Consider the following 22,297-nt stretch of genomic DNA (forward strand, 5'->3'; position numbering starts at 1 on the left):
AGGAATCATAGATGAAACAACAATTACTCATCCTCATCCTGATGCTGCAGAGCGCGCTGGTCCTAGCCTTTCCGGCCCGGATCGGCAGCTGGGATGTGGACAGGGACGTGAAAGCCCTGAACAAGCTGAACATCAGCGTGGACAACGTGAACCGGTCCACCGGGACCATCATTGTTTACCTGCGGGACGACAGCGAACTGGCGCTTCTGATGGACAACGGCTTCGCGGCCGAAAAACTACCCGACCTGGCGCGGGAAAACGCCGCCCGCCTGCACCAAAACAGCTCCAAAAACGCGCCCAAAGACGAGTATTACACCATCACCCAATACAACCAGTTCATGCAGGACACAGCCGCGCAATATCCCGGCATCTGCTCCCTGAGCCAGATCGGCACCTCCGTGCAGGGCCGGCCGCTGTACTTTCTGAAGATCACTGACAATCCCGCCCTCGAGGAAGCCGAACCGGAATTCAAATACATCTCCTCCATCCACGGCGACGAGGTGGTGGGCTACGACATGTGTATCCGCCTGATCCAACTGCTCACCTCCCAATACGGAAGCGACACCCGCATCACCAACCTGGTGAACGGCACCGAGATCTGGATCTGCCCGATGCTCAATCCCGACGGATTTGTGCTGGGCCAACGCTTCAACGCCGCGGGGATCGACCTCAACCGCAATTATCCCATGCCCTTCGGAGGTGACCAGCATCCCGACGGCAGCGCTTGGGCCCCCGAAAACATCGCTGTGATGGACTTCGGCAACGGCCACAGCTTTGTGCTTTCCGCCAATTTCCACGGCGGGGCCCTGGTGGCCAACTATCCCTGGGACTACACCCACGCCCTGGCCCCGGACAACGATCTGCTGATCGAGGCCGCGCTCACTTACACCCGCCACAACCTGCCCATGTACAACAGCACGGAATTTGACCAGGGCATCACCAACGGCGCCGCCTGGTATGTGATCACAGGCTCAATGCAGGACTGGAACTACGGCTTCACCGACTGTATGGACATCACCATGGAGATTGGCAACAACAAATGGCCGCCGGCTTCGCAGCTGCCTACATTCTGGGCGCAAAACCAGGAATCGATGCTCAGCTACATGGAATTCGTCCACCGCGGCATCCACGGCCTGGTGACCTCGCCGGCCGGAAGCCCGCTGCCCGCCACCATCACCGTGCAGGGCAACGCCAAGGTGATGCACACGGATCCCGCCGTGGGCGATTTCCATCGCCTGCTGCTTCCCGGCACCTACACCGTTACCGCCGCCGCTGCCGGTTACCTGCCCCAAACGGCGCAGATCACCGTGCCGGCCTCCGGTTCCGTGGAACACAATTTTGTGCTTGATGCCGCCCAGGCGGTCGATCTGATCGGTCAGATCCGGGACATTGAAGGCTTCGGCATCCCCGGCCTGAGCGTGAGCATCGATACCCAACCCGCCGGCAACGCCACCACCGACGCCCAGGGCTGTTTCGTTTTCAGCGGCATCCCCGAGGGCCAGTATCACATCACTTTCAGCTCCGGAAGCCAGCTGGTGCATGAACAGGACTTCCTGCTTACGGTGGCGTCCAACCGCCTCGTCTTTGTGCGGATAGAACCGCAGCAAAGCTTTTCGGACCCCTGCGAGAGCATCGCCAACTGGACCGCCTCCGGCTCTTGGGCGGCGGTGACTTACCTGGGTGAAAGCGTAATAACAGACTCCCCCTCTGGAAATTACAGCAACAACTCATTTAGAACACTTACCATCACCAATCCCATCTCATTGCAAAATATAACTGAACCCACGCTGATCTTCAAGGCCGTTTACGATCTGGAAAGCGGCTACGACTTTGTGCTGGTGCAGGCTTCGACCTCAACCTCCAACTGGACTGAGCTGGGCCGGATCAGCGGCACCCAGGCCGACTGGCAGGACTTCAGCTATTCCCTGGAGCAGTTCGCTGGCCAGAGCGTTTACATCCGCTTCGCCCTGGATTCGGACTGGAGCGTGAACGGCGATGGCATCTACCTAAATGACATCTCCGTGGCCGGTTTTGGCGCCGACCAGATCGTTTTTGGCGATGTGGACAGCGACCGGCTGATCAGCGTGCAGGACGCCCAGGCCGTGATCGACCACAGGGTGGGCTTTGACCCGCTGCCGCAGCTGGATCCCCTGCCCTGGACAGACGCCCGGGTGACCGCCGCGGACGTTGATCAGAGCACGGTTTTGGATTCCGAGGACGCCTGGCTGATCGGGCAGTATCTGCTCGACCCCCAGTTCCGCTTCCAAGCCCAGAGTGGGGAAGAGGCGGTGCTGCCGGCTGTTTCCCTGCAAGCTAAGCATATCGATGATCAGAATTTTATCCATTACCTGGTGAGCGGAAACCCCGACGGGGAGTTTCGCTGCATTGACTGGCAGTTGCTTCCCCCGGATGGTTTCACCTCTCTTGAGGCCTCAGTTACCGGGGACATTTTTGACGGCATATCGGCCTACAACCCTCAGCTGCTGAAATACGCCCATGCCCAGTTGGGCGGAGGTGGCGACCTGAGCTTCACCTTCATGTACAACACCGCCCTGCCCGGCATAGACCTCGCTTACAGCGCCAACGGCCAGCCCGGCTTGCTGAACCTGCCCTCCGGCGTGGCGAACGAGGAGCAGAACGATTCCCCGGCTGTGTTTGCCCTTCAGCAGAATTTCCCCAATCCCTTCAATCCCAGCACCAGGATCAGTTTTTCTCTGCCCGCCAGCCAGGACGCCTGGCTGGGCGTTTACAACCACCGCGGGCAGTTGGTCAGGACCCTTCACGCCGGCCCCCTGGCCAAAGGTGACCACCAGATGGTTTGGAACGGACTGGACGACAGCGGCCGGCCTGTGAGCAGCGGCATCTACCTCTGCAAACTTGTTAGCGGCAACCTCAGCCAGACCCGCAAAATGGTGCTGCTGAAATGAAGCTGAGAAAACTCTCTCTGCTTGCTTTATCCGCGCTGCTCAGCCTGGCCCTGGGCGCTTGCAAGCCCAAAAGTGAGGAACCCATGCCCGCATCCATGCCCGGAACAGAATTCCGCCGTGACGCCACCCTCACCGTCACCGCCCCGGACGGCAGCCTGAAGGCCACTTTTGAAGTGGAGATCGCCGCCACGCAGCAGGCCATCATCCAGGGCCTGATGTATCGCGAGGAGATGGCCCCCAACCGCGGCATGCTCTTCGATCCCGACAGGCTTTCAGACACCTATTTCTGGATGAAGAACACCTACATCCCCCTGGATATCATTTTCATTGACGCGGATCAGCACGTGCTGAACATCGCGCGCGACACGGTGCCTTTCAGCACCGAACAGATCCCGCCGGACGGCGTTTACAGATATGTTCTGGAGATCAATGCCGGCCTCGCCCAACAACACCACATCGCCATCGGAGACAAGATCGAATGGACAACAGAATAGTGAGAACACTGATATTGCTGCTCAGCCTGCTGGCGCTGAGCCTGGTTTTTTCCTGCGACAGGGAAGAGGGCTCCGACCCCGAACAAAGCATTGTGCTGAAAAGGGGCACGCCCCGCGACAGGCAGGAAGAAGAGATTGAGATCGGAGACCTAAGCTCCGAGGACAGCCTGAAAACCGCGAAGAAAACTGAAGAGAAAGAGGAAAAGCCGGCCAAAAAGGATGGCATTTCCTCGCCTTTGGCGAAATTTGAATACAACTGGTCTGATGCCTCCGGGATTCCGGACATCGTGATCGTGGTGGACGATTTTGGCAACAGCGCCGCCTTGCTCGAAGACTATGCCCAGTTGCCTTCCGAAGTGGTTTTCGCCGTGCTGCCCGATCTTTCCGCCACCCAGAGGTCCGGCCAGGTGGCCTCCCAAAACGGCCACGAAGTGATCATTCACGTGCCGATGCAGGCCGAGGGCGGCGGCAATCCCGGCAAGCGATACATCAAAACCACCTCCACCAGCGAGGAGATTGCGGAGCTGATCACCGCCTTCAAGAGCCAACTGCCCATGGCCATCGGGGCCAACAATCACATGGGCAGCGCCGTGACCGCCAACCGCGACGTGCTCGAAACCGTGCTGAGGGAACTGCACTCCCACAAGCTCTTTTTCCTGGACAGCTACACCTCCGGCTCCAGCAAAGGCCCCTCCCTGGCCCGCACCCTGGGCTATCCCGCCCTCAAGCGCGACATGTTTCTGGACGTGCCGGACAGTTCCGACGCCACCCTGGCCGCCAAGATCAATTCCCTGAGCAAATTCAAGGGACGCCGCGAACCCATCGTGATCATCACCCACTGCCACAACAGGGAAAAACTGGCCGCCCTACAGAAATTCATCACCCAAATCAAGGGCATGGGCCTCAAGCTCACCACCCTCTCCCGGGCCAGGAACATCGCCGCCTGATCCCGGAAAAAGCATGGGCAGCAAACAGGAAATAGCAGACTACATCGTCGGCCAGATCAGCTCTGCTGGCGAAGTGTTCGCCAGGAAAATGTTCGGTGAGTATGGGCTCTATTGCGACGCCAAAATGATCGCCCTGATCGCTGATGACCAGCTTTTCATCAAGCCCACCGATGCCGGCAGGGCCTTCATCGGAGATGTGGAGGAAGCCGCTCCCTATCCCGGGGCGAAACTCTGGCTGCTGATCCCGGAGGAACGCTGGGAAGACGCTTCCTGGCTGACTGAATTGGCGAAACTCACTGGGGCAGCTTTGCCCCCACCCAAACCCAAGCCGGCCAAAAAACCCAAACCATGACAGCCAAACAGCGCTGCCCCTGGCCCGGCGCGGATGCCCGGATGCTGCGCTACCACGACGAGGAGTGGGGCGTTCCCCTCCATGACGACCGCAAGCTCTTTGAATTCCTGGTTCTGGACGCCTTTCAGGCCGGCCTCAGCTGGTCCTGCGTGTTGCACAAACGGGAGAATTTCCGCGCCGCTTTCGCTGGTTTCGAGCCCCGGCTGATAGCAGCCTTCGAGGAAGCGAAGATAAACTCCCTGCTCGCTGATCCCGGCATCATCCGCAACCGCCTCAAGGTTCTGGCCACCATTTCCAACGCCCGGGCCTTTCTGGCTGTTCAGGAGGAATTCGGCTCTTTCGACCCCTATATCTGGCAGTTCACGCAGGGCAAAACCCTGGCCAACGCTTGGACCGAAGAAAGCCGGATCCCGGTCCGCAGCGCGGAATCCGACGCCATGAGCAAGGATCTGAAAAGCCGCGGCTTCAAATTTGTGGGCAGCACCATCTGCTACGCCTTCATGCAGGCCGCGGGGATGGTGAACGACCATCTGGTCAGTTGTTACCGCCACCGGGAAGTCCAGCTGATCCACTAAAACAGGATCCAGGACGCGCCCCCGCCAGCCGCTTGTCCCCGCGTTTTCGGCAGTCCCCTTCACTTTCCTAACCCTCCCTGGTTCCAATCCCGCCAGCCTCCCGCCTGATGCCCGCACTCGAGGCGGGGATCTGGCGAGGGGCGCCTGCTCAGCAAGGCCCTCTGCCCTCAGGTAGTTTCACCAGAGCGGGGTGAACCTGATGCAGCGTCAGGCGATCATCTGCCATGAAAGGGATTCGGGGTACCGAAACAGGGTGAGCCTGGTTTACAGCCTCAATCCCGGATTGAACGACGTGGATATCGCCTGACCCAACCAGGGAGGCAGGGTGGCGAGATACTGCCTGCCTCTGTTTTAAGGCTCTCTTTCAAACCAAGGGGTGGAAGTGATCAACCTAAAAGCAACCCAGAGGGCGACAGAACCATAGCGAGGGCGCGTAAGCCCCTCGTTGCGCGACAGAACAATGATAAATGAAAATTGCCACCACCCCTCCCAGGAAACGCACCGCGTTTCGGGCGTGGGGTGCTGGCCTTGATGTTGAGGCATGATATACCCGATGTACGAGGGGTTCCGTCGCTATCATTCTGTCGCCCTCACGGGCTGTACCCACTTGATTTGAAAGAAAGCCTGTTTCAATGGTTCTAATTCTTCTAACATTTACCCAGTCTTCAACCCTCACGGAGCGTTTTAATCTATCTAATTTTTTAATAGTTCCCTGTCTCGGAGCCGGAGCAAGGAGGGCGAAGGCCATAAGTGACATCATAAAAGCATAACACTATATATATCATATATATACCTATATAAATACTAATACCTACTATATTAGTATATATAATATCTATATAGTATATATATCAGTATCTTACATGCCCCTCATCCTGGTCCTGGATGGAAATGAGATAAAGGTGGTGAGACAGGGAACTATTAAAAAATTAGAATAATCAAAAATGGTGGCCGCCGATTCGCGCTGCCGATTCCGGTATGGGGTTAACAAATCAGCCTCGCAGAGGCGAAATAACGATAGCGAGGGTGTGCAGTGAGCGCAGCGAACGGAACCCCTCGTAAGAAGCCCAATACAATATTTGAGCCCCTCGAGGGCGAAAACAACTTTATCTTGACATCCATCCCCCCCTCAACAATCATACGAAAAAACACATTCAGAGGAGAACTTATGCCCGCCTCATATGCCCATTTAACCGTCCATATCGTTTTCTCCACCCACAACCACAAAACCTGGCTGAAAACCTGAAATCCGCGACGCCATGCACTCCTACCTGGCCGCGATCATCAACCGAACAGGCGGCAAGGCGATCAAGGTGGGCGGAACCCAAGACCACATTCACATCCTCTGTTTATTGCCTAAAAATCTCTCACCCGGCGAATTCATGGCCAAGATCAAGGCGAATTCCAGCAAATGGATCCGCGAAAAACATTTTCCAGACTTCCATTGGCAGGATGGTTACGGGTTGTTTTCGGTGAGTAAATCCGACCTGAACAAGGTGAAGGATTACATCGAAAACCAATTGGAACACCATTACAACCTGAGCGCCTGGGAGGAATTTGACAGACTTCTGGCACGACACCAGGAGGAGTGAGCTTCTGAGCCCACAAGGGGCTCGGGGGTCGTCGTCGTTGCGTTTCGAGGGGCTTCGCTGCGCTCCGCGCCCTCGCTATCGTTCTGCCGCCTCTGCGAGGCTTTGCCTGGATGCCAGCCTGCGCTGGCATGACGTGGCGCTGGCGTAGAGTGAAGAAAGAGCATAGACGACAGCATATAAAACCCCCAATCATCTTCCACATCCCCTGGCGTCCATGCCCACTGCGTTCGCTGGACGCCAGGCTTCTGCGCTGGCTTGAAGTCACCATTTCCGTGGCTTGGCTTCAGCACACAAGGCCTGTTGACATAATTCAACAAAGCTATGGTTGGCTGAACCGCCTTTCAGCGGGCAAATCAAAATCGTTATCATCCCCCGAGAAGTTTATCCGCGGATGGAAAAAATAACGGAAACTCGGATTTTATGCTTGACAGGATAGACCCGAGCCTGTACCAATCCAAGAGTCCTTATTATATAACGGATAAGAACTTACATGGGAGGAAACATGAAATGGAGCATACTGGTCGCCGCGCTGCTGTTGATATTCGCAGCCGGTCCGGGGCTGAGCGCCAGCGGTAATGATCTACAGCTGGTCGAGGCCGTGGAGGATCTGAGCATTTCCACAAACGGAAGCGATGTGACCCTAAGCTGGAGCCCGGTTGCTGAGGCCACAGAATACAAGGTTTATTCGTCCGTCTCCGCGGAGGGGGAGTTTTCGGAAGACGCGAACGGGGTTTTCTCCGGCGCCAGCTGGACCGCTCTGGCATCTGGATCCCGCCGCTTTTATCAGGTGACGGCCCTGATTGATGTCGCACCAGAAGGATTCGCTTTTGTGGAAGGCGGCACCATCAATCCTCCTGATGGCCATTACACCGGCGGCTTGAGCGTGGGAAGTTTTCATATCGGCAAATATGAAGTCACCAACTTTGAATGGAACGCGGTGATGGGCTACGGTGAACCTGACACCTATCCCCATGGCGATACCTGGTGCTACATCATTGTATATTGCAACCAGAGAAGCATACAGGAGGGCCTGTCCCCATGTTATTCACACACCACCTATGGCACTGATCCCGATGACTGGCCTCCTTGGTTCTTGATCTATGGACAGGACCACAATATTAGCTGTGACTGGTCTGCCACAGGTTACAGGCTGCCCAGCGACGCGGAATGGGAATTCGCGGCCCGGGGCGGTTTGAACACCAATGGCTGCACGTACAGCGGCAGCAACGATCTGAACGAGGTAGGCTGGTATGTTGAAAACAGCGGATTTGCTGTTCATCAAGTGGGGCAGCTCGCGCCCAACGAACTGGGGGCCTTTGACATGAGCGGCAACTTTTGGGAATGGTGCTGGGATGAATTTGGAACCAATGCCCGCGTGATCCGCGGCGGTTATTTTGGCAACAGCCACACCTCCTGCGCCGTCTCGTTCCGCTCCGGCGCTGGTCCTGGAAAATACGGCAACATTGGCTTCCGCGTCTGCAGGACTTCCCCCTGATTTTTGCCTTTCACTAACTAAGAGGATGACACAAACCCGGGCCTCAGAATGGCTCAAGGGGAACCCCAGATGGCGCTGCCTTGCCGCCAGGGTGTGCCCTTGATCTCATGCTAGGTCCGGGTCCCGGCTTTGCCGGCGCAAGCCCTCACGGGCGGTTGAACCACTTGGTTCAGGGAGCAAAATCCAAGGGGCAGATTCTACAAATTCACAGATTCCCCGCTGGGCAGCTCCTGATATTTAACCGTATGAAACAAAGGCTCTCATTCAAACTGGGTGGGTTGGCCCTGAGGGCGACAGACTATAGCGAGGGTGCGAAGTGACCGGGGTCACTGCGGAGGGCGCAGCGATGCCGTGGGGTGGGAACGGAACCCCTCGTATGAGGAATAAACGAAGGATCGAACCCCTTGCGGGCGACAGAACCCCGGAGATCGATTTCTGTGGCCCACAAGGGCTCTCATTTTGTTGTTGCTCTTGTACGAGGGGCTTCGTTCCGCTGCTCACCATCGCTATGATCTGTCGCCCTCAGGGCTGGTCTGTCAAGCTACTCATCGATTTAGCCACTCGGTAAGGAAGTGATTTGAAATAGACAATGGCCAAGTCTGCGCAGCACTTTTCGCTTGACAGAAAAAGGGCCGTCAAAAAGTGTGCCTAAACTTGATAAGTGAATGAACAGCGCCGGGGGCGTAGTTCAGTTTGGTTAGAACGTCTGCCTGTCACGCAGAAGGCCGCGAGTTCGAGTCTCGTCGCTCCCGCCATAATACTCGGATGCCGGAAACGGCATCCTTTTTTTTTGAGGGGGAGCGGATCCCCCGAGGCCGGGAGACCTGAACGAATGAGAGAGACAAACGAACGCGAGTGCATGCATTACCAAACCCTGGAGGGTCAGGCGGTACGCTGTCTGCTTTGCCCGCACCACTGCCGTTTGGAGGCGGGGCAGAGGGGCCTCTGCCGGGGACGGGCCAACATCGACGGGAAGCTGATGGCGATAAACTACGCCCGCAGCATCGGGGTGGCGCTGGATCCCATCGAGAAAAAGCCTCTTTACCATTTCCGGCCAGGATCACGCGTCATCTCTTTGGGCCCCAATTCCTGCAACTTGAGCTGTTTTTTCTGCCAGAACTCCAACAGCAGCCAGGAAGAATGCCTCACCCGCCGGATGAGCCCGGAGGAGTTGCGCGACTTGGTACAGAGGGAGAGTGGGGAAGAGGCGCGGCAAGTGGCTTTCACCTACACCGAACCGCTCACCTGGTACGAATACATTTACGACTTCGCCCAGCTGGCCCGTGAGGTGGACATCGTGCTGGTGACCAACGCTTTCATCGATCCGGAACCCCTGGATGAGCTTTTACCATACGTCAAGGCGATGAACATAGACCTTAAATCGATGCGAACGGAGTTTTACCAAAAGCATTGCGGCGCCACGCTGGAACCCGTTCTGAGAAACATCAGGAGCGTGTTTGAAGCGGGCGTGCATCTGGAGCTGACCAATCTGCTAATCCCCGGGCTTAACGATTCCGAAGCGGAGATCAAGGAACTGGTGGAGTTCGTGTCCGGGCTTGGCAAAGAGATCCCGCTGCACTTTTCAGCCTATCACCCTGCTTTCCGAGCAATTATCCCGGCCACCCCGGAAAACACGGTCCTGCAGGCTTGCCGGATCGCCTCACGCAAGCTGGACCACGTTTACGCCGGCAACATCCGTTCCGCGGAATTCCAGGCCACCCTCTGTCCAAACTGCTCATCGGAAGTGATCTCCGCGCGCAGGCAGCCGCTGGCCTTGACGGCTGAAGGCTGCTGTTCCCACTGTTCCCAGCCTATCCACGGGGTGTTTTGATGTTCCGCCGGCTGCGCGAGCACATGAGCCTCGCGGATTTTTTACTGATCCTGGCTGTGGTCGCGGCCATCATCGCCAGCGGCTTCATGTTCCTCAGAAAAGACGAACAGCGCTATGTGCATATCTACAAGGACAACCTGGCCGTGGGCGTCTATCCTCTGGACAAAGACCGGGTGATCCGTATCGACACGCACAACACGGTGGAGATCAGAAACGGCAAAGTGCGAATGCTGGCTGCCGACTGTCCGGACAAGCGTTGCGTGAAACAGGGCGCCGGCGACGTGCTGCCGATAGTGTGCCTGCCCAACCGGGTGGTGGTGGAGATCCGTTCCAGCAACGCCGAGCGGGGACTGATAGTCCAGTGAGGTCATCATGTTGAATTTTGTAATCTACGTTTCCGACCACGGCTTTGGGCATGCCACCCGCATGGCCGCCCTGGCGGAGGAATTCATCCGCTTCGGCATCTTCGTGCACATCCGCAGCGCGCGACCGGAGTTCCTCTGGCAAGGACTGGACCCCAACTACAGCGAGATCCACGCCCAGGCCACTGATGTGGGAGTGAAGCACGGCACCAACCTTACCGCCGACCTGGAGGCCACCCGGGCAGCCTTGTTGGACCTGATGGGGCAGAGGCTGCAGATCGTGGAGCGGGAGGTGGAGTTCCTGCGGAGTGAAAAGATCGACCTCATCATCGCCGACGTCCCCTGGCTGGCTGTGGAAGCTGGAACCTACGCGGGCGTGCCGGTTTTTGCCGTCTCCAATTTCGACTGGGTGTTCATATATGAAAGGCTGTTCCGCCCCAGCGCGGAACTGAGGCCGGTGTTGAATACCATCTTTGGCCTCTATCAGCGGGTGGACCGCGCTTTCAGGCTGCCAATGAGTTCTCCAGCGAGCATGGGCAGCTTTCGCAAACTGGAAAAAACCGGGCTGGTGGCGGCCAGAAGGATGTCAAATCCTGATCTGATCAGGGATATGGGCATCGATCCCGGCCAGCCGCTGCTGGTTTGTTCCTTTGGCGGGGCAGGAGAGATGGAACTGGACCTGAAGAAGCTTTGCGCCGCTTTCGCGGGAACGGTGGCAACTTCCGGAAACCTCAAGAGCGCTGGCAATCACATCTGCGTGCCCCGGGAAACAGATTTCTCCTCATTGATCGGAGCGGCGGACATTTTACTCACCAAACCCGGCTACGGCAGTTTCGCGGAGTCCATCCAGAGCGGAAAGCACCTCATCTTCAGCCCCCGCGCCAACTATCCCGAGGAAGATGTCCTGATCCGCGGCATCGCCGGCTATCCCGCCAAAACGGAACTGCCCTCCCTGCTGCTTTCGCAGGCAGAGTGGAAACGTGTCTTCAAATCCATCCAAGACGGTCAAAAGCCGGTGAAAAAGGTGCCGAACGCCAACGCCGCCGTGGCCGCGCTGATCATCCGCAGGTACATGGAACTGCGTTATGGCGGCAGGAAATTGCTCTCGGTCTTTGATGCGGGATCCAACAACCTGAATTACTCGCTCTGCGAAGCCGGAAAGCCCCGACCCATCCACACCGCGCAGATCAGGACCGGCCTGGGCCACGAATACCATGAGCTGGAAGACGGACGGGTGAGCGTGCCAGCCAGGCAACTGGCAGGGTTCAAACGCGCCGTGGCAGGATTCATGCGCTACGACCGGGGCATAGTTTCCCACAAACAGGTGCTGGCCACCGGCATCCATCGCCGCGGCGATTTCAGCGCGGACCTCGCCAACTGGTTCCAAACGCGGTGGAACGCGCCCTATAAAGTTTTGAGCGGCAGGGATGAAGCCGAACTGGCGGCCCTGGCGGCCAAAGACCTTGTTCCGGAAGGCAGGCAGGCGGTGATCGTGGATATCGGCGGTTTTTCCACGGAGATCGTTTCGGCCGGAGCACCTTCCAAACCATCTCCAACCAGCCTGCCGTTGGGTTTGCTGACCCTGAACCAGGCCAGTCTGGACGGCCGTGAAGCCGAACCGCTGATCCTCGAGCAATTGGAAAAACTTGCTGCCCTTGCGGCTGAGACGGTGATCTGCGTGGGACTATCCGCTGTTTTACTGGCCAAGATCATCAGGCAGATCCCCAAGTACCAGCCGGCGCGAATCCACGGCCTCAGGATCAGCCGGCAGGAATTGCTGCGGTTTCAACAACAAGCCGCGGAGGGCGACCCAAACTGTCTGATGCGCTGGTCTGTGGAGCGTCAGTCGTTGCCCTTCCTGAGCCTCAGCGCCCGCTTTTACACGCTTCTGCTGGACAAATTCGGCGCCTCGGAATTTATTGTCTGTCATTATGGAATATCAAGCGGATACAATCTTTGGAAGAAACGCAAGCGCTGAAAAGATGAAGTTTTACATCGAAACCTACGGCTGCCAGATGAACGTCTCGGACAGCGAACTGGTTGGCTCCATCCTCCTCGGCGCCGGCTGGGAACCCGCGCCCTCAATCGACGCGGCCGACCTCATCCTCTTCAACACCTGCTCCGTGCGCAAACACGCTGAGGATCGGGTGTTGGGGCGCATTTCCAACGAACGTCACCGCAAACAGCTGAAACCCGCGCTAAAGATCGCCGTGATCGGCTGCATGGCCCAAAGAATGGGGAAGAGGCTGCTGGACAGCGACATCGGCGTGGACTACGTGGTGGGGGTGGACCGGTATCTGGAACTCCCAGCCCTGCTTGATCAGCCAGGCGGCCAGGATACGGATTTCGACTTTCAACAGTTCTATCCAGGCTTGCGGCCCCTGCATGGCAACAAAACCTGCGCCTTCGTGACCATCATGCGCGGCTGTGACAATTTCTGTTCCTACTGCATCGTGCCCCACGTGCGGGGACGGGAGCGCAGCGTGGATTTCCGCCAGATCCTCTCCGAGGTGCGCGCCTGTGGCGACAACGGATTGAAAGATGTCACTTTACTGGGGCAAAATGTCAATTCATACCGCTGGGGCGGCTACGATTTTCCCCGCCTGCTGCGGGAACTGAACCAGGTGGATTCCATTCAACGGCTGCGTTTCGTAACTTCCCATCCCAAAGACCTTTCGGACGGACTGATCGAAGCGATGGCCGCCGGCGGCAAGATCTGCGAACATCTCCATCTGCCTTTGCAGAGCGGCAACAACGGGGTTCTGAAGGCCATGAACCGCAAATACACGATCGAAGTTTACCTGCGCCTGGTGCAAAAGCTAAGGGCGGCCATGCCGGAAATATCCCTGACCACCGATCTCATAGCCGGTTTCCCCGGTGAAAGCGAGGCGGATTTCTCGGATACCCTGCAGGTGATGCGCGAGGTCCGCTACGACCACGCTTTTTGCTTTAAATACAGCGAACGCGAGGGCACATCGGCCTGCGGCCTGCCGCACCAAGTGCCGGAAGCGGAACGCCTGCGCCGTTTGCAGGAGATGATCGAACTCCAGCGCGGGATCACCTTGGCAAAGTTCTCCGCCCAGACCGGCAAGGATGTTGAGGTCTATGTGGAAAGCCTGAGCAGAAAATCCCAGCAAATGGTTTCCGGGAAGACCCGTGATTACAAGATCGCCGTGTTGAGCGGCGACGCCACCGACATCGGCAAACTTAAGACCGCCCGGGTGATGAAAGCGACGGCCGGGACCCTGATCTGCGCATGAGCAGCCTGGCAGCCAAGCTTGCTGATAAGACATGTTATGTAAACTTGCATACGGGAGAGTTAAGTTCTTGAGGCTCAGCCTGCTCTCCCCCACGACAATGATAAGGACAGCACCATGAAAAGCATGACCGGCTACGGAGTGGCCAAAGCTCACGCCAACGACATCGACCTGGAATTTGAACTGAAATCGATCAACGGCAGATATCTGGACCTGCGACTCTATCTGCCGCGGGAGATCAGTTTTTTTGAATACGCCCTCCGTCAGCGCATCTCCGCCTCCCTCAGCCGGGGCACGGTGGAAGTGCGGGCCAGCTTCACCGATCACCGAGAACCTCGGATCAAGCTGAACAAGACCAAGCTGGAGAAGTATCACGCGATCGTGACCGAAGCGGCCTCGGCCTTGGGCCTGGCCGGCAACGTCTCCTTGGAGTTTCTGCTCAACGAGCCCGGGATCATCGAAAACGCCAACAACTTGGATGAGGACGCCATCCTTAACGATATGCTGCACAAGACCTTGAACGAAGCTCTGGTTAACTTGGTGAGTTCGCTTTCCGCCGAAGCCGGCAACATCCGCCAGGTGCTGAGCACTTCCTGCGCGCGCATGCTGGGAGTTCTGGCCGAGATCGAAGTGGAGATCCAACCATACAAGAAAGAGCTGTTCGAGGGCATGAAGACCCGCACGGCAGAACTGCTGAACTCCTTTGGCAAAGACAATCTGGAGCAGCGCCTGTTCCAGGAACTGGCCATCTACATCGATAAATACGACATCCACGAGGAATTGTCCCGATTGCGCAGCCATATCTCCACCCTGCTGAGCAACTTGGAAAAAAGCGAAGACAACGGCAAGACCCTCAATTTCATCCTGCAGGAGATGCAGCGCGAGGCCAACACCCTGGGCTCAAAGTTTTCCACAGCCAAAACTTACCCCCACATCCTCATCCTGAAGGAAGAGGTGGAAAAATGCCGGGAGATAGTGCAGAATGTCGCCTGAACCCCTGCTGAGCTGGCGTTCCTGGCCCTTTGTGGAAAGGCCGAGGAGTTCAGCGCTGTTGCTGGCTTTTCTGGCTTTTCTGGCCTGGTTTCTCTGGAATCTGGCCGTGAAGCAATGGCAGCAACCCTGGTTCTACTTTCTGGGAATGCTGCTGGTTTTGGGCAACCTTCTCCCCTACTTCATCCCCACCACCTACCAGCTTTATGAATATGAGATAGTGATCCACTATCTGTTTTTGAAGATCACCCGCCGCTACGCGGATTTCGGCTGTTTTTACAGCGACAAGCGGGGCATCATGCTCAGCACTTTCAAGCTACCCCGGCGCCTGGACGCCTTCAGGGGGCAGTCTTTACGCTTTTCCAAGGCTCAGGCCGAGAAGGAACAACTCATCGAGATCCTCACCCGCAAGATCGGCAAACAGTATTAGAGGTACAAATTGAAAAACATGAATATCAGTGACCGGGTCGTTGGCCTGTTTACCCGCAGCAACAATAAACCATTGTCCTACAACGAACTGGTGGGGGAACTCCAGCTCAGCAAGAAAGAGAAAGCCCTGCTATCGGAGACCCTGCAGGCCATGATGGCCGAGGGCACTGTGGCCAAGAAAAGCCGCAAGTTTTCCCTCATCATCACCAAACCCGTGCCCACCGCGCCCGCTCCCGAACCCCTGAATCCCAAACTACTGGAGGGAGTTTTCGACGCCACCCCGCTGGCCAAAAACCTCTCCTTCGCCTTCGTGCGCACGGAAAAGGGGGATTTTTTCATCAGTGCCGAAGATACGCTCAACGCTTATCACGGCGACGTTGTGAACATCGAGCCCATTTTCCGCAAGGGTAAGTCGGACCGGGCCTTCGTGCGCAAGATCGTGAAACGCGCCAACGAGATCCTGGCCGGCGACATCCGCTCCAGCGGCCAGCGCCTGATCTTTATCAGCAGCAACCTCAAGATCCACAACTGGTTTGAGGTGAACGATACCGGCGCCGCCAAGGAAGGCGAAAAGGTGGTCCTGCAGGTTAGCAACTGGGGAAATTCCGTGCTGGGCAAGATGCCTGTGGGCAACGTGGTCGAGATATTGGGCCCCTCCGGCGATCCGCAGGTGGAGTTGATGGCCGTCATCCGCCAATACCAGCTGCCGCTGCAGTTTTCGGAGGAGGTGCTGGCCGAAGTGCAGAATATCCAGGTCGAGATCCCAGCCGGGGAATATGGCAAGCGCTTGGACCTGCGCGAACTTTTCACCTTCACGATCGACCCCGCCTCCGCCAAGGATTTCGATGACGCCATTTCGCTGGAAACCACCTCCCGGGGCTGGCGCCTCCATGTGCACATCGCGGACGTGGCCCACTACGTGAAACCCGGGGGAGCCATCTTTGCCGAAGCGGCAGCCCGCGGTAACAGCTTCTATTTCCCCAAAAAGGTGATCCCCATGCTGCCGGAACTGCTTTCCAACAAGGTTTGCAGCCTCCGCCCGGACGAGGAGAAACTCACCCTCTCGGTGATCACGGAATTTGACGCCAACGGCAGGGTCCTGGAGCAGAAACTGGCGGAAACAGTGATCCGCAGCAACCACCGCCTCAGCTATGAACAGGTGGACCAGCTGTTTGAAGGCGTCCGGACCGATCTGCCCGCGGAGCTCACCAACGTTCTCTTTGAGGCGCGCAAGCTTTCCGCCGTGCTCTCCAAGAAACGCCTGGCTGAAGGCTATATCTTCTTCGACCTGCCGGAACTGGAATACGAATACGACGACGAAGGCCTGATCCGCAGGTTCAACCTGGCTGAGGAAACCGAATCCCACAAGCTGATCGAAAACTTCATGCTGGTGGCCAATGAATACACGGCCAAAAAACTCACCCAACTCTCCCCCACCACCCTCTACCGCATCCACGAGGATCCGGACACGGAGAAGATCGAGAAACTGGCCAACCTGCTGGCCCAGTACGGCATTGCCTATTACGACCGCGGTTCGCTGAACTCCTCGCTGCAATATCTGCTGACCTCCCTGCCGGGTCCTGACTATCACAGGGTTTTCGACCACATCATCCTGCGCAGCATGAAAAAGGCAAAATACTCCACCCAGCACATCCGTCACTTTGGCCTGGGCATGGAAACCTACACGCACTTCACCAGTCCCATCCGCCGCCTCTGCGACCTGCTCATCCACCACCTCTGCAAAACCCACATCCTCAAATCCAGCGCCATTCAATTTTCGGCCGAGAACCTACGCCACCACGCCTATGTGTCCTCAGAGCAGGAACTGAGGGCAGACCAGGCAGAGCGCGACATCGAGCGCAACTACAGCATGGCCTACATGAAGAAATTCGTGGGCGAACGCTTCAGCGGGATCGTGGTTTCCGCCAAATCCGCTGGCCTCATCATCCGCCTCAACGAAATCCCCATTAGCGCGATCCTGAAAACGGTGGACCTCCCCGGCGGCAAATGGCAGTACCGGGACAGGGAAATGCGTTTTGTAAATCCTTCCAACAATAATTACTTCCAACTGATGGATAAAGTATTGGTTCAGATCATGGACGTTAGTGATGACATCTATCTGGAGTTACAGAACGTACCCAACGCCCACCAGCACTTGGCCACGGTTTTGCCCAAAATCGCCAATTCACCTTCTGACAAACGCTTGGACCAAAAGAGGAACTCCCGGGGCAGAAATGCCATTGACCGTAAAGGCGGCCGCAAAAAAAGTGGCAAGACCAACAACAAGCGCAGGACCAAGAGATGAAAAAGCCGATCGGGATATTTGATTCCGGGGTGGGAGGCCTCACCGTTTACAAGGCGATCCGTTCCGCGTTTCCGGAGGAGGATCTGATCTATTTCGGAGACACGGCCCGGGTTCCCTATGGCCCCAAATCCCGCAATACCATCATCGAATACTCGGTTCAGAACGCCCGGTTCTTGCTTCAGAAAGGGATAAAGATCTTGATAGTGGCCTGCAATACATCTTCAGCCGTGGCGCTGCCGGAACTGATGGCCCTCACCAACATTCCGATCATCGGCGTGATCGGCCCCGGCGCTGAAATGGCCGCCAGGCTAACACAAACCAAGCGGATCGGCGTGATCGGCACAGAAGGCACGGTGCGTTCAGAAGCCTACAGCCGGGCCATCAGCGAGATCATTCCGGAAGCCGAGGTCTTCTCCCGGGCCTGCCCCCTCTTCGTGCCGTTGGTGGAGGAAGGCTGGCTGGAGCAACCCGCCACGCGCCAGATCGTGCACGAATACCTCGATCCCTACCTGGCTTTGGATATCGACACCCTGGTGCTGGGCTGCACCCACTATCCCTTGCTGAAAGAAATGATAAGCGAGGTGCTCGGTGCCAGGGTGGCACTGGTGGACAGCGCCGACGCCATAGCCAGTTATCTGCGGTCGCTTCTGCCTGCGGAATACGACGGCCAGGCCGGCACCGACAAGTTTTACGTGAGCGACAACGAGGATAAATTCGCCCGGATCGCCGGACGCATTTTGGGCACTGAGCCCAGCCAGCTGCAGCGGGTCCGCCTGTTCGAAAGCTGGTTTGAATAAACAGAAATGTTAAGTATATAAGGATCTTGTATGGACCCCCTGATTTTGACAGCAGCCATCACCGGAGCGGAAACCAACCGCGAAGACCAACCCAATCTGCCCATCACGCCTGAAGAGCAGGCGGCCGACGCCCTGGCCTGTTTCGAGGCCGGCGCGAGGGTGATCCACCTCCACGTCCGGGATGACGCCGGCAAACCTACCCAGAGCCTGGAGAGGTTTAAATCGGCCCTGCGGGCGATAAAGGAAGCTGCCCCCGAGCTGGTCATCCAGATCAGCACTGGAGGCGCCGTGGGCGAAGCTTTCGAGAAGAGGCTGGCGCCTTTGGGACTAAAGCCGGACATGGGCACGCTCAACGCCGGCACCCTGAATTTCGGTGATGACGTGTTCATCAACCATCCCCAGGACATCGTGCGCCTGGCCGAGGCCTTCAAGGTTTTCGGCGTGGTGCCGGAGATCGAGGTTTACGAATCCGGCATGGTGGATTACGTGGCCAAACTGGTGAAAAAAGGCATTATCACTCACACTCCGCTGCACGTGCAGTTCGTGCTGGGTGTGCCCGGCGGGATGAGCGGAACGCCAAGGAACGTGCTTTACATGATGGATCACCTCCAAGAGCAGATCCCCACTGCCACCTGGGCGGTGGCGGGAATCGGCCGTTTCCACATTCCCGCTTCACTGACCGCGATGGCCAACGGCGGCCACATCCGGGTGGGCTTTGAAGATAACATTTTCTACCACAAGGGCGTCGTGGCGGAATCGAACGCCCAGCTGGTGGCCCGTATGGCCCGCATCGCCACTGAGATCGGGCGTCCCCTGGCCACTCCCGCGCAAACGCGCTCTATCCTTGGTTTGCCGGAGCGGTGATGGTTCTCAGCGATAATGCAAAAGTGGTGTTGGAACGGCGCTATTTCCGCAAGAACGACGCCGGTGAGACCATCGAGGACTGGGCTGCCCTGATCGGCCGCGTGGCCAAAGACATCGCCGGCGGCGATCCGGACAAGGAAAAGCGCTATCAGGAGCTGCTTGATTCCGGATACTTTTTGCCCAACTCCCCCACCCTGATGAACGCCGGCAACGACCTGCAACAGCTATCCGCCTGTTTTGTGCTGCCCATCGAGGACAGCATGAACAGCATCTTCGAAACGGTGAAGAACGCCGCCCTGATCCACAAAAGCGGCGGCGGCACCGGCTTTTCCTTCAGCCGGCTGCGCGAGGCCAACGCCCGGGTGCGGTCCACCAACGGCGTTTCCAGCGGCCCGATCTCCTTCATGAAGGTCTTCAACGCCGCCACGGACGCTGTGAAGCAAGGCGGCACTCGGCGCGGCGCCAACATGGCCATCCTCAATGTGGACCATCCCCAGATCCTGGACTTCATCCAGTGCAAGGCGGATACGCGTGAACTCACCAACTTCAACCTCAGCGTGGGCATCACCGAAACCTTCATGCGGGCCGTGATGGACGATGAAGAATACGATCTAGTCTCACCCCGCAGCGGCGAGGCCGTGGGACGGCAGAAAGCGCGCGACGTGTTCAGCCTGATCGTGGATATGGCCCACAAGAACGGCGAACCGGGGATCGTGTTTCTGGACAGGATCAACGCCGCCAACCCCACCCCCCACATCGGCAGCATCGAATCCACCAATCCCTGCGGCGAACAGCCCCTGCTGCCCAACGAGGCCTGCAACCTCGGCTCCATCAACCTGGCCGTGCTGATCAAGGACGGCAGGGTGGATTGGGAGCGGCTGCGCGAAGTGACGCGCCTCAGCGTTGATTTCCTGGACGACGTGATCGACCGCTCGAAATTTCCCCTGCCCCAGATCGACGAGATGGTGAAGGCCAACCGCAAGATCGGGTTGGGCGTGATGGGCTGGGCGGACCTGCTCTACCAGCTCAGGATCCCCTACACCAGCGACGAAGCGGTGGCCCTGGCCGGCGAACTGATGGAATTCATCGATTTCGCAGCCAAGCAGCGCTCCGCCGAACTGGCCGCGGAGAAAGGCAGTTTCCCCAATTTCCCCGGCTCCATCTACGCTACCCGGAGCCTGCAGCGCCAGCCGCTGAAAATGGACTGGGCCGCGTTGGGCGAAGACATCGCCACCAGGGGCATCCGTAACGCCACCCTCACCACCATCGCCCCCACCGGCACCATCAGTATGATCCTGGATACCTCCAGCGGCATTGAACCTCAGTTCTCTCTGGTCTTTGTGAAAAACGTGATGGACGGCGACAAGCTGCTATACGTGAACAAATGGTTTCGCCAGGCTTTGGAGGATGCGGGCCTGCTGAGCCAGGAGCTGCTGGAAAAAGTGGCGCAAGCCGGCACCATCGCCGGTTTCGAGGAGATCCCCGCCGCCTTACGCGACATCTTCCTCACCGCCCACGACATCAGCCCGGAGTGGCACATCCGCATGCAGGCTGCTTTTCAGCTTTACACAGACAACGCCGTGAGCAAAACCATCAATTTTCCCCATGACGCCACGGTGGAGGACATCCGCATCGCCTATGAGCTGGCCTACCAGCTGGGCTGCAAGGGCTTAACGGTCTATCGTGACGGCAGCCGCGAAAACCAGGTGCTAAGCAGCGGCAGCGGTTCCCAGCCCAGCGAACGCAAAGTGGCCCCGCGCAGCCGGCCCGAGGTTACCCACGGAGTTACGCAACGCCTGGAAACTGGCTGCGGGCATATGTATGTGACCATCAACACCGATGAACAGGGTGCCTGCGAGGTGTTCGTGCAAATGGGTAAAGTGGGCGGCTGCGCTTCCGCGCAACTGGAAGCGATCGCCCGGCTGTCTTCCCTGGCCCTGCGCTCCGATGTGAAGCTGGAAGCCATCATCCGCCAGCTGAAAGGCATCCGCTGCCAGTCGCCGATGTGGCACAAAGGCAAGATGATCACCTCCTGCGGCGACGCCGTGGGCCAGGCTTTGGAAACCTTTCTCAAAACCTGGGCCGGGGGCGAACTGAAAGCCGTGCAGTTAAGCTCCGGGGAGGCTGAAATTCCTGAAGCCGGGGCCATGAACTCCATCGCGCTCTGCCCGGACTGCGGTTCTTCCATCGAACATGTGGAAGGCTGCCTCAAATGCCCAGCCTGCGGATGGTCCAAATGCTAACCAGATCATTAACTTACTTATACGGGAGTGAACATGCGCTGTAAACACTGCGACGCCCGCCTGGCCGCCCACGATTTTTGGTGCGCCAACTGCGGCAAACAGACTCAGGTGGTGAATCAGGACCTTTCCGCCTGGGCCAGCTTGAAAATCACTTGGGGCAAATACAATCCCCTCAAGGGCCTGAACATCCCTGCCGCCGCCTTTCCGGTCATCGCCGGAGTGGTTCCCTGCCTGATCCTGCTGTTCGCGCTCAACGCCTTTGGACGCCTTAACCTCTCGCAAGACCAGGCCACTGGAACCATGCTGCTGAACCTGTTTCTCACCGCCGCGGGCCTGTCCATATTTCTTCCCATCCTCCTGATACCTTACAAACCGGCTTGCGCGGAACCGGGCCACACCATCACCCTGAAGGAAATGCTGGCCGGAATGAAGCAGTATCCCCGCTATCTAGCGCTGGTGCTGATGGCGGCGCTGTATTTCGTGCTCATCCACGTGATCTGCTTCGGCCTGCCCCTGTTCAGCAGCGATCCCATTCTGCGCCTGGTCTGGATCGTTCTGGTGAACTACTTCCTGGCCGTGTTTCTGCCCGTGCCGGTGCTGATGCAACGCCTGAAACTGGGACCCTGGCAGGCTATCAGGCTTTCCTACCGGAAATTCCACGTGGTCCGCTGGCAACTCTATCTGCTGGCCCTGATCCTGGTGCTGGTCAACTTTGTGGCCACCGCTCTGGCCCTGGTGCCGCTGATCTTCACGCTGCCGCTTTCCTGGTTTGCCGTGCGGGATTACTTGGACCGCCTGCTGGAGTACGAGATCATCAGGGACTATAAGTAGGGAGCA

General features: G+C 57.7%; 18 protein-coding genes and 1 tRNA gene. All 19 read left to right on the forward strand.

The features are described 5' to 3' along the window. The first annotated feature begins 11 nt into the window (after nucleotides 1-11). The 19 genes from LHW45_06975 to LHW45_07065 all read left to right on the forward strand — a co-directional run bounded on the left by LHW45_06975 (nucleotide 12) and on the right by LHW45_07065 (nucleotide 22,291). Nucleotides 12-2,927 carry a carboxypeptidase regulatory-like domain-containing protein gene (locus LHW45_06975; GenBank protein ID MCB5285317.1) on the forward strand — a complete coding sequence of 972 codons (2,916 nt, stop codon included), beginning with the start codon at nucleotides 12-14 and terminating at the stop codon, nucleotides 2,925-2,927. Then, nucleotides 2,924-3,421 carry a DUF192 domain-containing protein gene (locus LHW45_06980; protein MCB5285318.1) on the forward strand — a complete coding sequence of 166 codons (498 nt, stop codon included), beginning with the start codon at nucleotides 2,924-2,926 and terminating at the stop codon, nucleotides 3,419-3,421. Before LHW45_06975 ends, LHW45_06980 begins: the two co-directional genes overlap by 4 nt. Next, nucleotides 3,421-4,368, forward strand: a complete 948-nt coding sequence (locus LHW45_06985; protein ID MCB5285319.1) for a divergent polysaccharide deacetylase family protein — start codon at nucleotides 3,421-3,423, stop codon at nucleotides 4,366-4,368. Before LHW45_06980 ends, LHW45_06985 begins: the two co-directional genes overlap by 1 nt. A gap of 13 nt (nucleotides 4,369-4,381) precedes the next feature. After that, nucleotides 4,382-4,720 (forward strand): TfoX/Sxy family protein, encoded by a 339-nt coding sequence (locus LHW45_06990; protein MCB5285320.1) that lies wholly within the window; start codon nucleotides 4,382-4,384, stop codon nucleotides 4,718-4,720. Next, nucleotides 4,717-5,295 carry a DNA-3-methyladenine glycosylase I gene (locus LHW45_06995; GenBank protein MCB5285321.1) on the forward strand — a complete coding sequence of 193 codons (579 nt, stop codon included), beginning with the start codon at nucleotides 4,717-4,719 and terminating at the stop codon, nucleotides 5,293-5,295. Before LHW45_06990 ends, LHW45_06995 begins: the two co-directional genes overlap by 4 nt. 1,259 nt (nucleotides 5,296-6,554) lie before the next feature. Further along, nucleotides 6,555-6,887 (forward strand): transposase, encoded by a 333-nt coding sequence (locus LHW45_07000; GenBank protein MCB5285322.1) that lies wholly within the window; start codon nucleotides 6,555-6,557, stop codon nucleotides 6,885-6,887. A 502-nt stretch (nucleotides 6,888-7,389) separates the two neighbouring features. Beyond that, nucleotides 7,390-8,382 (forward strand): formylglycine-generating enzyme family protein, encoded by a 993-nt coding sequence (locus tag LHW45_07005; protein ID MCB5285323.1) that lies wholly within the window; start codon nucleotides 7,390-7,392, stop codon nucleotides 8,380-8,382. A gap of 677 nt (nucleotides 8,383-9,059) precedes the next feature. Then, nucleotides 9,060-9,137 (forward strand) — tRNA-Asp (locus LHW45_07010). A 77-nt stretch (nucleotides 9,138-9,214) separates the two neighbouring features. Further along, nucleotides 9,215-10,213, forward strand: coding sequence for an AmmeMemoRadiSam system radical SAM enzyme (gene amrS, locus LHW45_07015; protein ID MCB5285324.1), 999 nt, complete (start codon nucleotides 9,215-9,217; stop codon nucleotides 10,211-10,213). Next, entirely contained in the window at nucleotides 10,213-10,578 is a 366-nt protein-coding gene (locus LHW45_07020) for a NusG domain II-containing protein (protein ID MCB5285325.1), read from the forward strand. The genes amrS and LHW45_07020 overlap by 1 nt, the downstream gene beginning before the upstream one ends. Before the next feature lie 7 nt (nucleotides 10,579-10,585). Next, complete coding sequence (locus LHW45_07025) at nucleotides 10,586-12,553, forward strand: hypothetical protein (GenBank protein MCB5285326.1); 1,968 nt, start codon at nucleotides 10,586-10,588, stop codon at nucleotides 12,551-12,553. A gap of 4 nt (nucleotides 12,554-12,557) precedes the next feature. Beyond that, on the forward strand, nucleotides 12,558-13,835 hold the full coding sequence (gene miaB / locus LHW45_07030; protein ID MCB5285327.1) for a tRNA (N6-isopentenyl adenosine(37)-C2)-methylthiotransferase MiaB: 1,278 nt from the start codon (nucleotides 12,558-12,560) through the stop codon (nucleotides 13,833-13,835). Nucleotides 13,836-13,949: 114 nt separating this feature from the next. Next, a complete protein-coding gene (locus LHW45_07035) occupies nucleotides 13,950-14,825 on the forward strand; it encodes a DUF1732 domain-containing protein (protein ID MCB5285328.1) in 876 nt (291 codons plus the stop codon). Then, the gene (locus LHW45_07040; GenBank protein MCB5285329.1) at nucleotides 14,815-15,252 is read left to right on the forward strand and encodes a hypothetical protein; all 438 of its coding nucleotides are present in this window, start codon (nucleotides 14,815-14,817) and stop codon (nucleotides 15,250-15,252) included. The genes LHW45_07035 and LHW45_07040 overlap by 11 nt, the downstream gene beginning before the upstream one ends. Nucleotides 15,253-15,270: 18 nt before the next feature. Continuing rightward, nucleotides 15,271-17,556, forward strand: a complete 2,286-nt coding sequence (locus LHW45_07045) for a VacB/RNase II family 3'-5' exoribonuclease (GenBank protein ID MCB5285330.1) — start codon at nucleotides 15,271-15,273, stop codon at nucleotides 17,554-17,556. Next, entirely contained in the window at nucleotides 17,553-18,353 is an 801-nt protein-coding gene (murI, locus tag LHW45_07050) for a glutamate racemase (GenBank protein MCB5285331.1), read from the forward strand. Before LHW45_07045 ends, murI begins: the two co-directional genes overlap by 4 nt. 30 nt (nucleotides 18,354-18,383) lie before the next feature. After that, a complete protein-coding gene (locus tag LHW45_07055) occupies nucleotides 18,384-19,217 on the forward strand; it encodes a 3-keto-5-aminohexanoate cleavage protein (GenBank protein ID MCB5285332.1) in 834 nt (277 codons plus the stop codon). Next, a complete protein-coding gene (locus tag LHW45_07060) occupies nucleotides 19,217-21,460 on the forward strand; it encodes a vitamin B12-dependent ribonucleotide reductase (GenBank protein MCB5285333.1) in 2,244 nt (747 codons plus the stop codon). Before LHW45_07055 ends, LHW45_07060 begins: the two co-directional genes overlap by 1 nt. 33 nt (nucleotides 21,461-21,493) lie before the next feature. Then, nucleotides 21,494-22,291, forward strand: a complete 798-nt coding sequence (locus tag LHW45_07065; protein ID MCB5285334.1) for a hypothetical protein — start codon at nucleotides 21,494-21,496, stop codon at nucleotides 22,289-22,291. The last annotated feature ends 6 nt before the right edge of the window (nucleotides 22,292-22,297 follow it).

This window comes from Candidatus Cloacimonadota bacterium, assembly GCA_020532085.1.
Taxonomy (GTDB): Bacteria; Cloacimonadota; Cloacimonadia; order Cloacimonadales; family Cloacimonadaceae; genus Syntrophosphaera.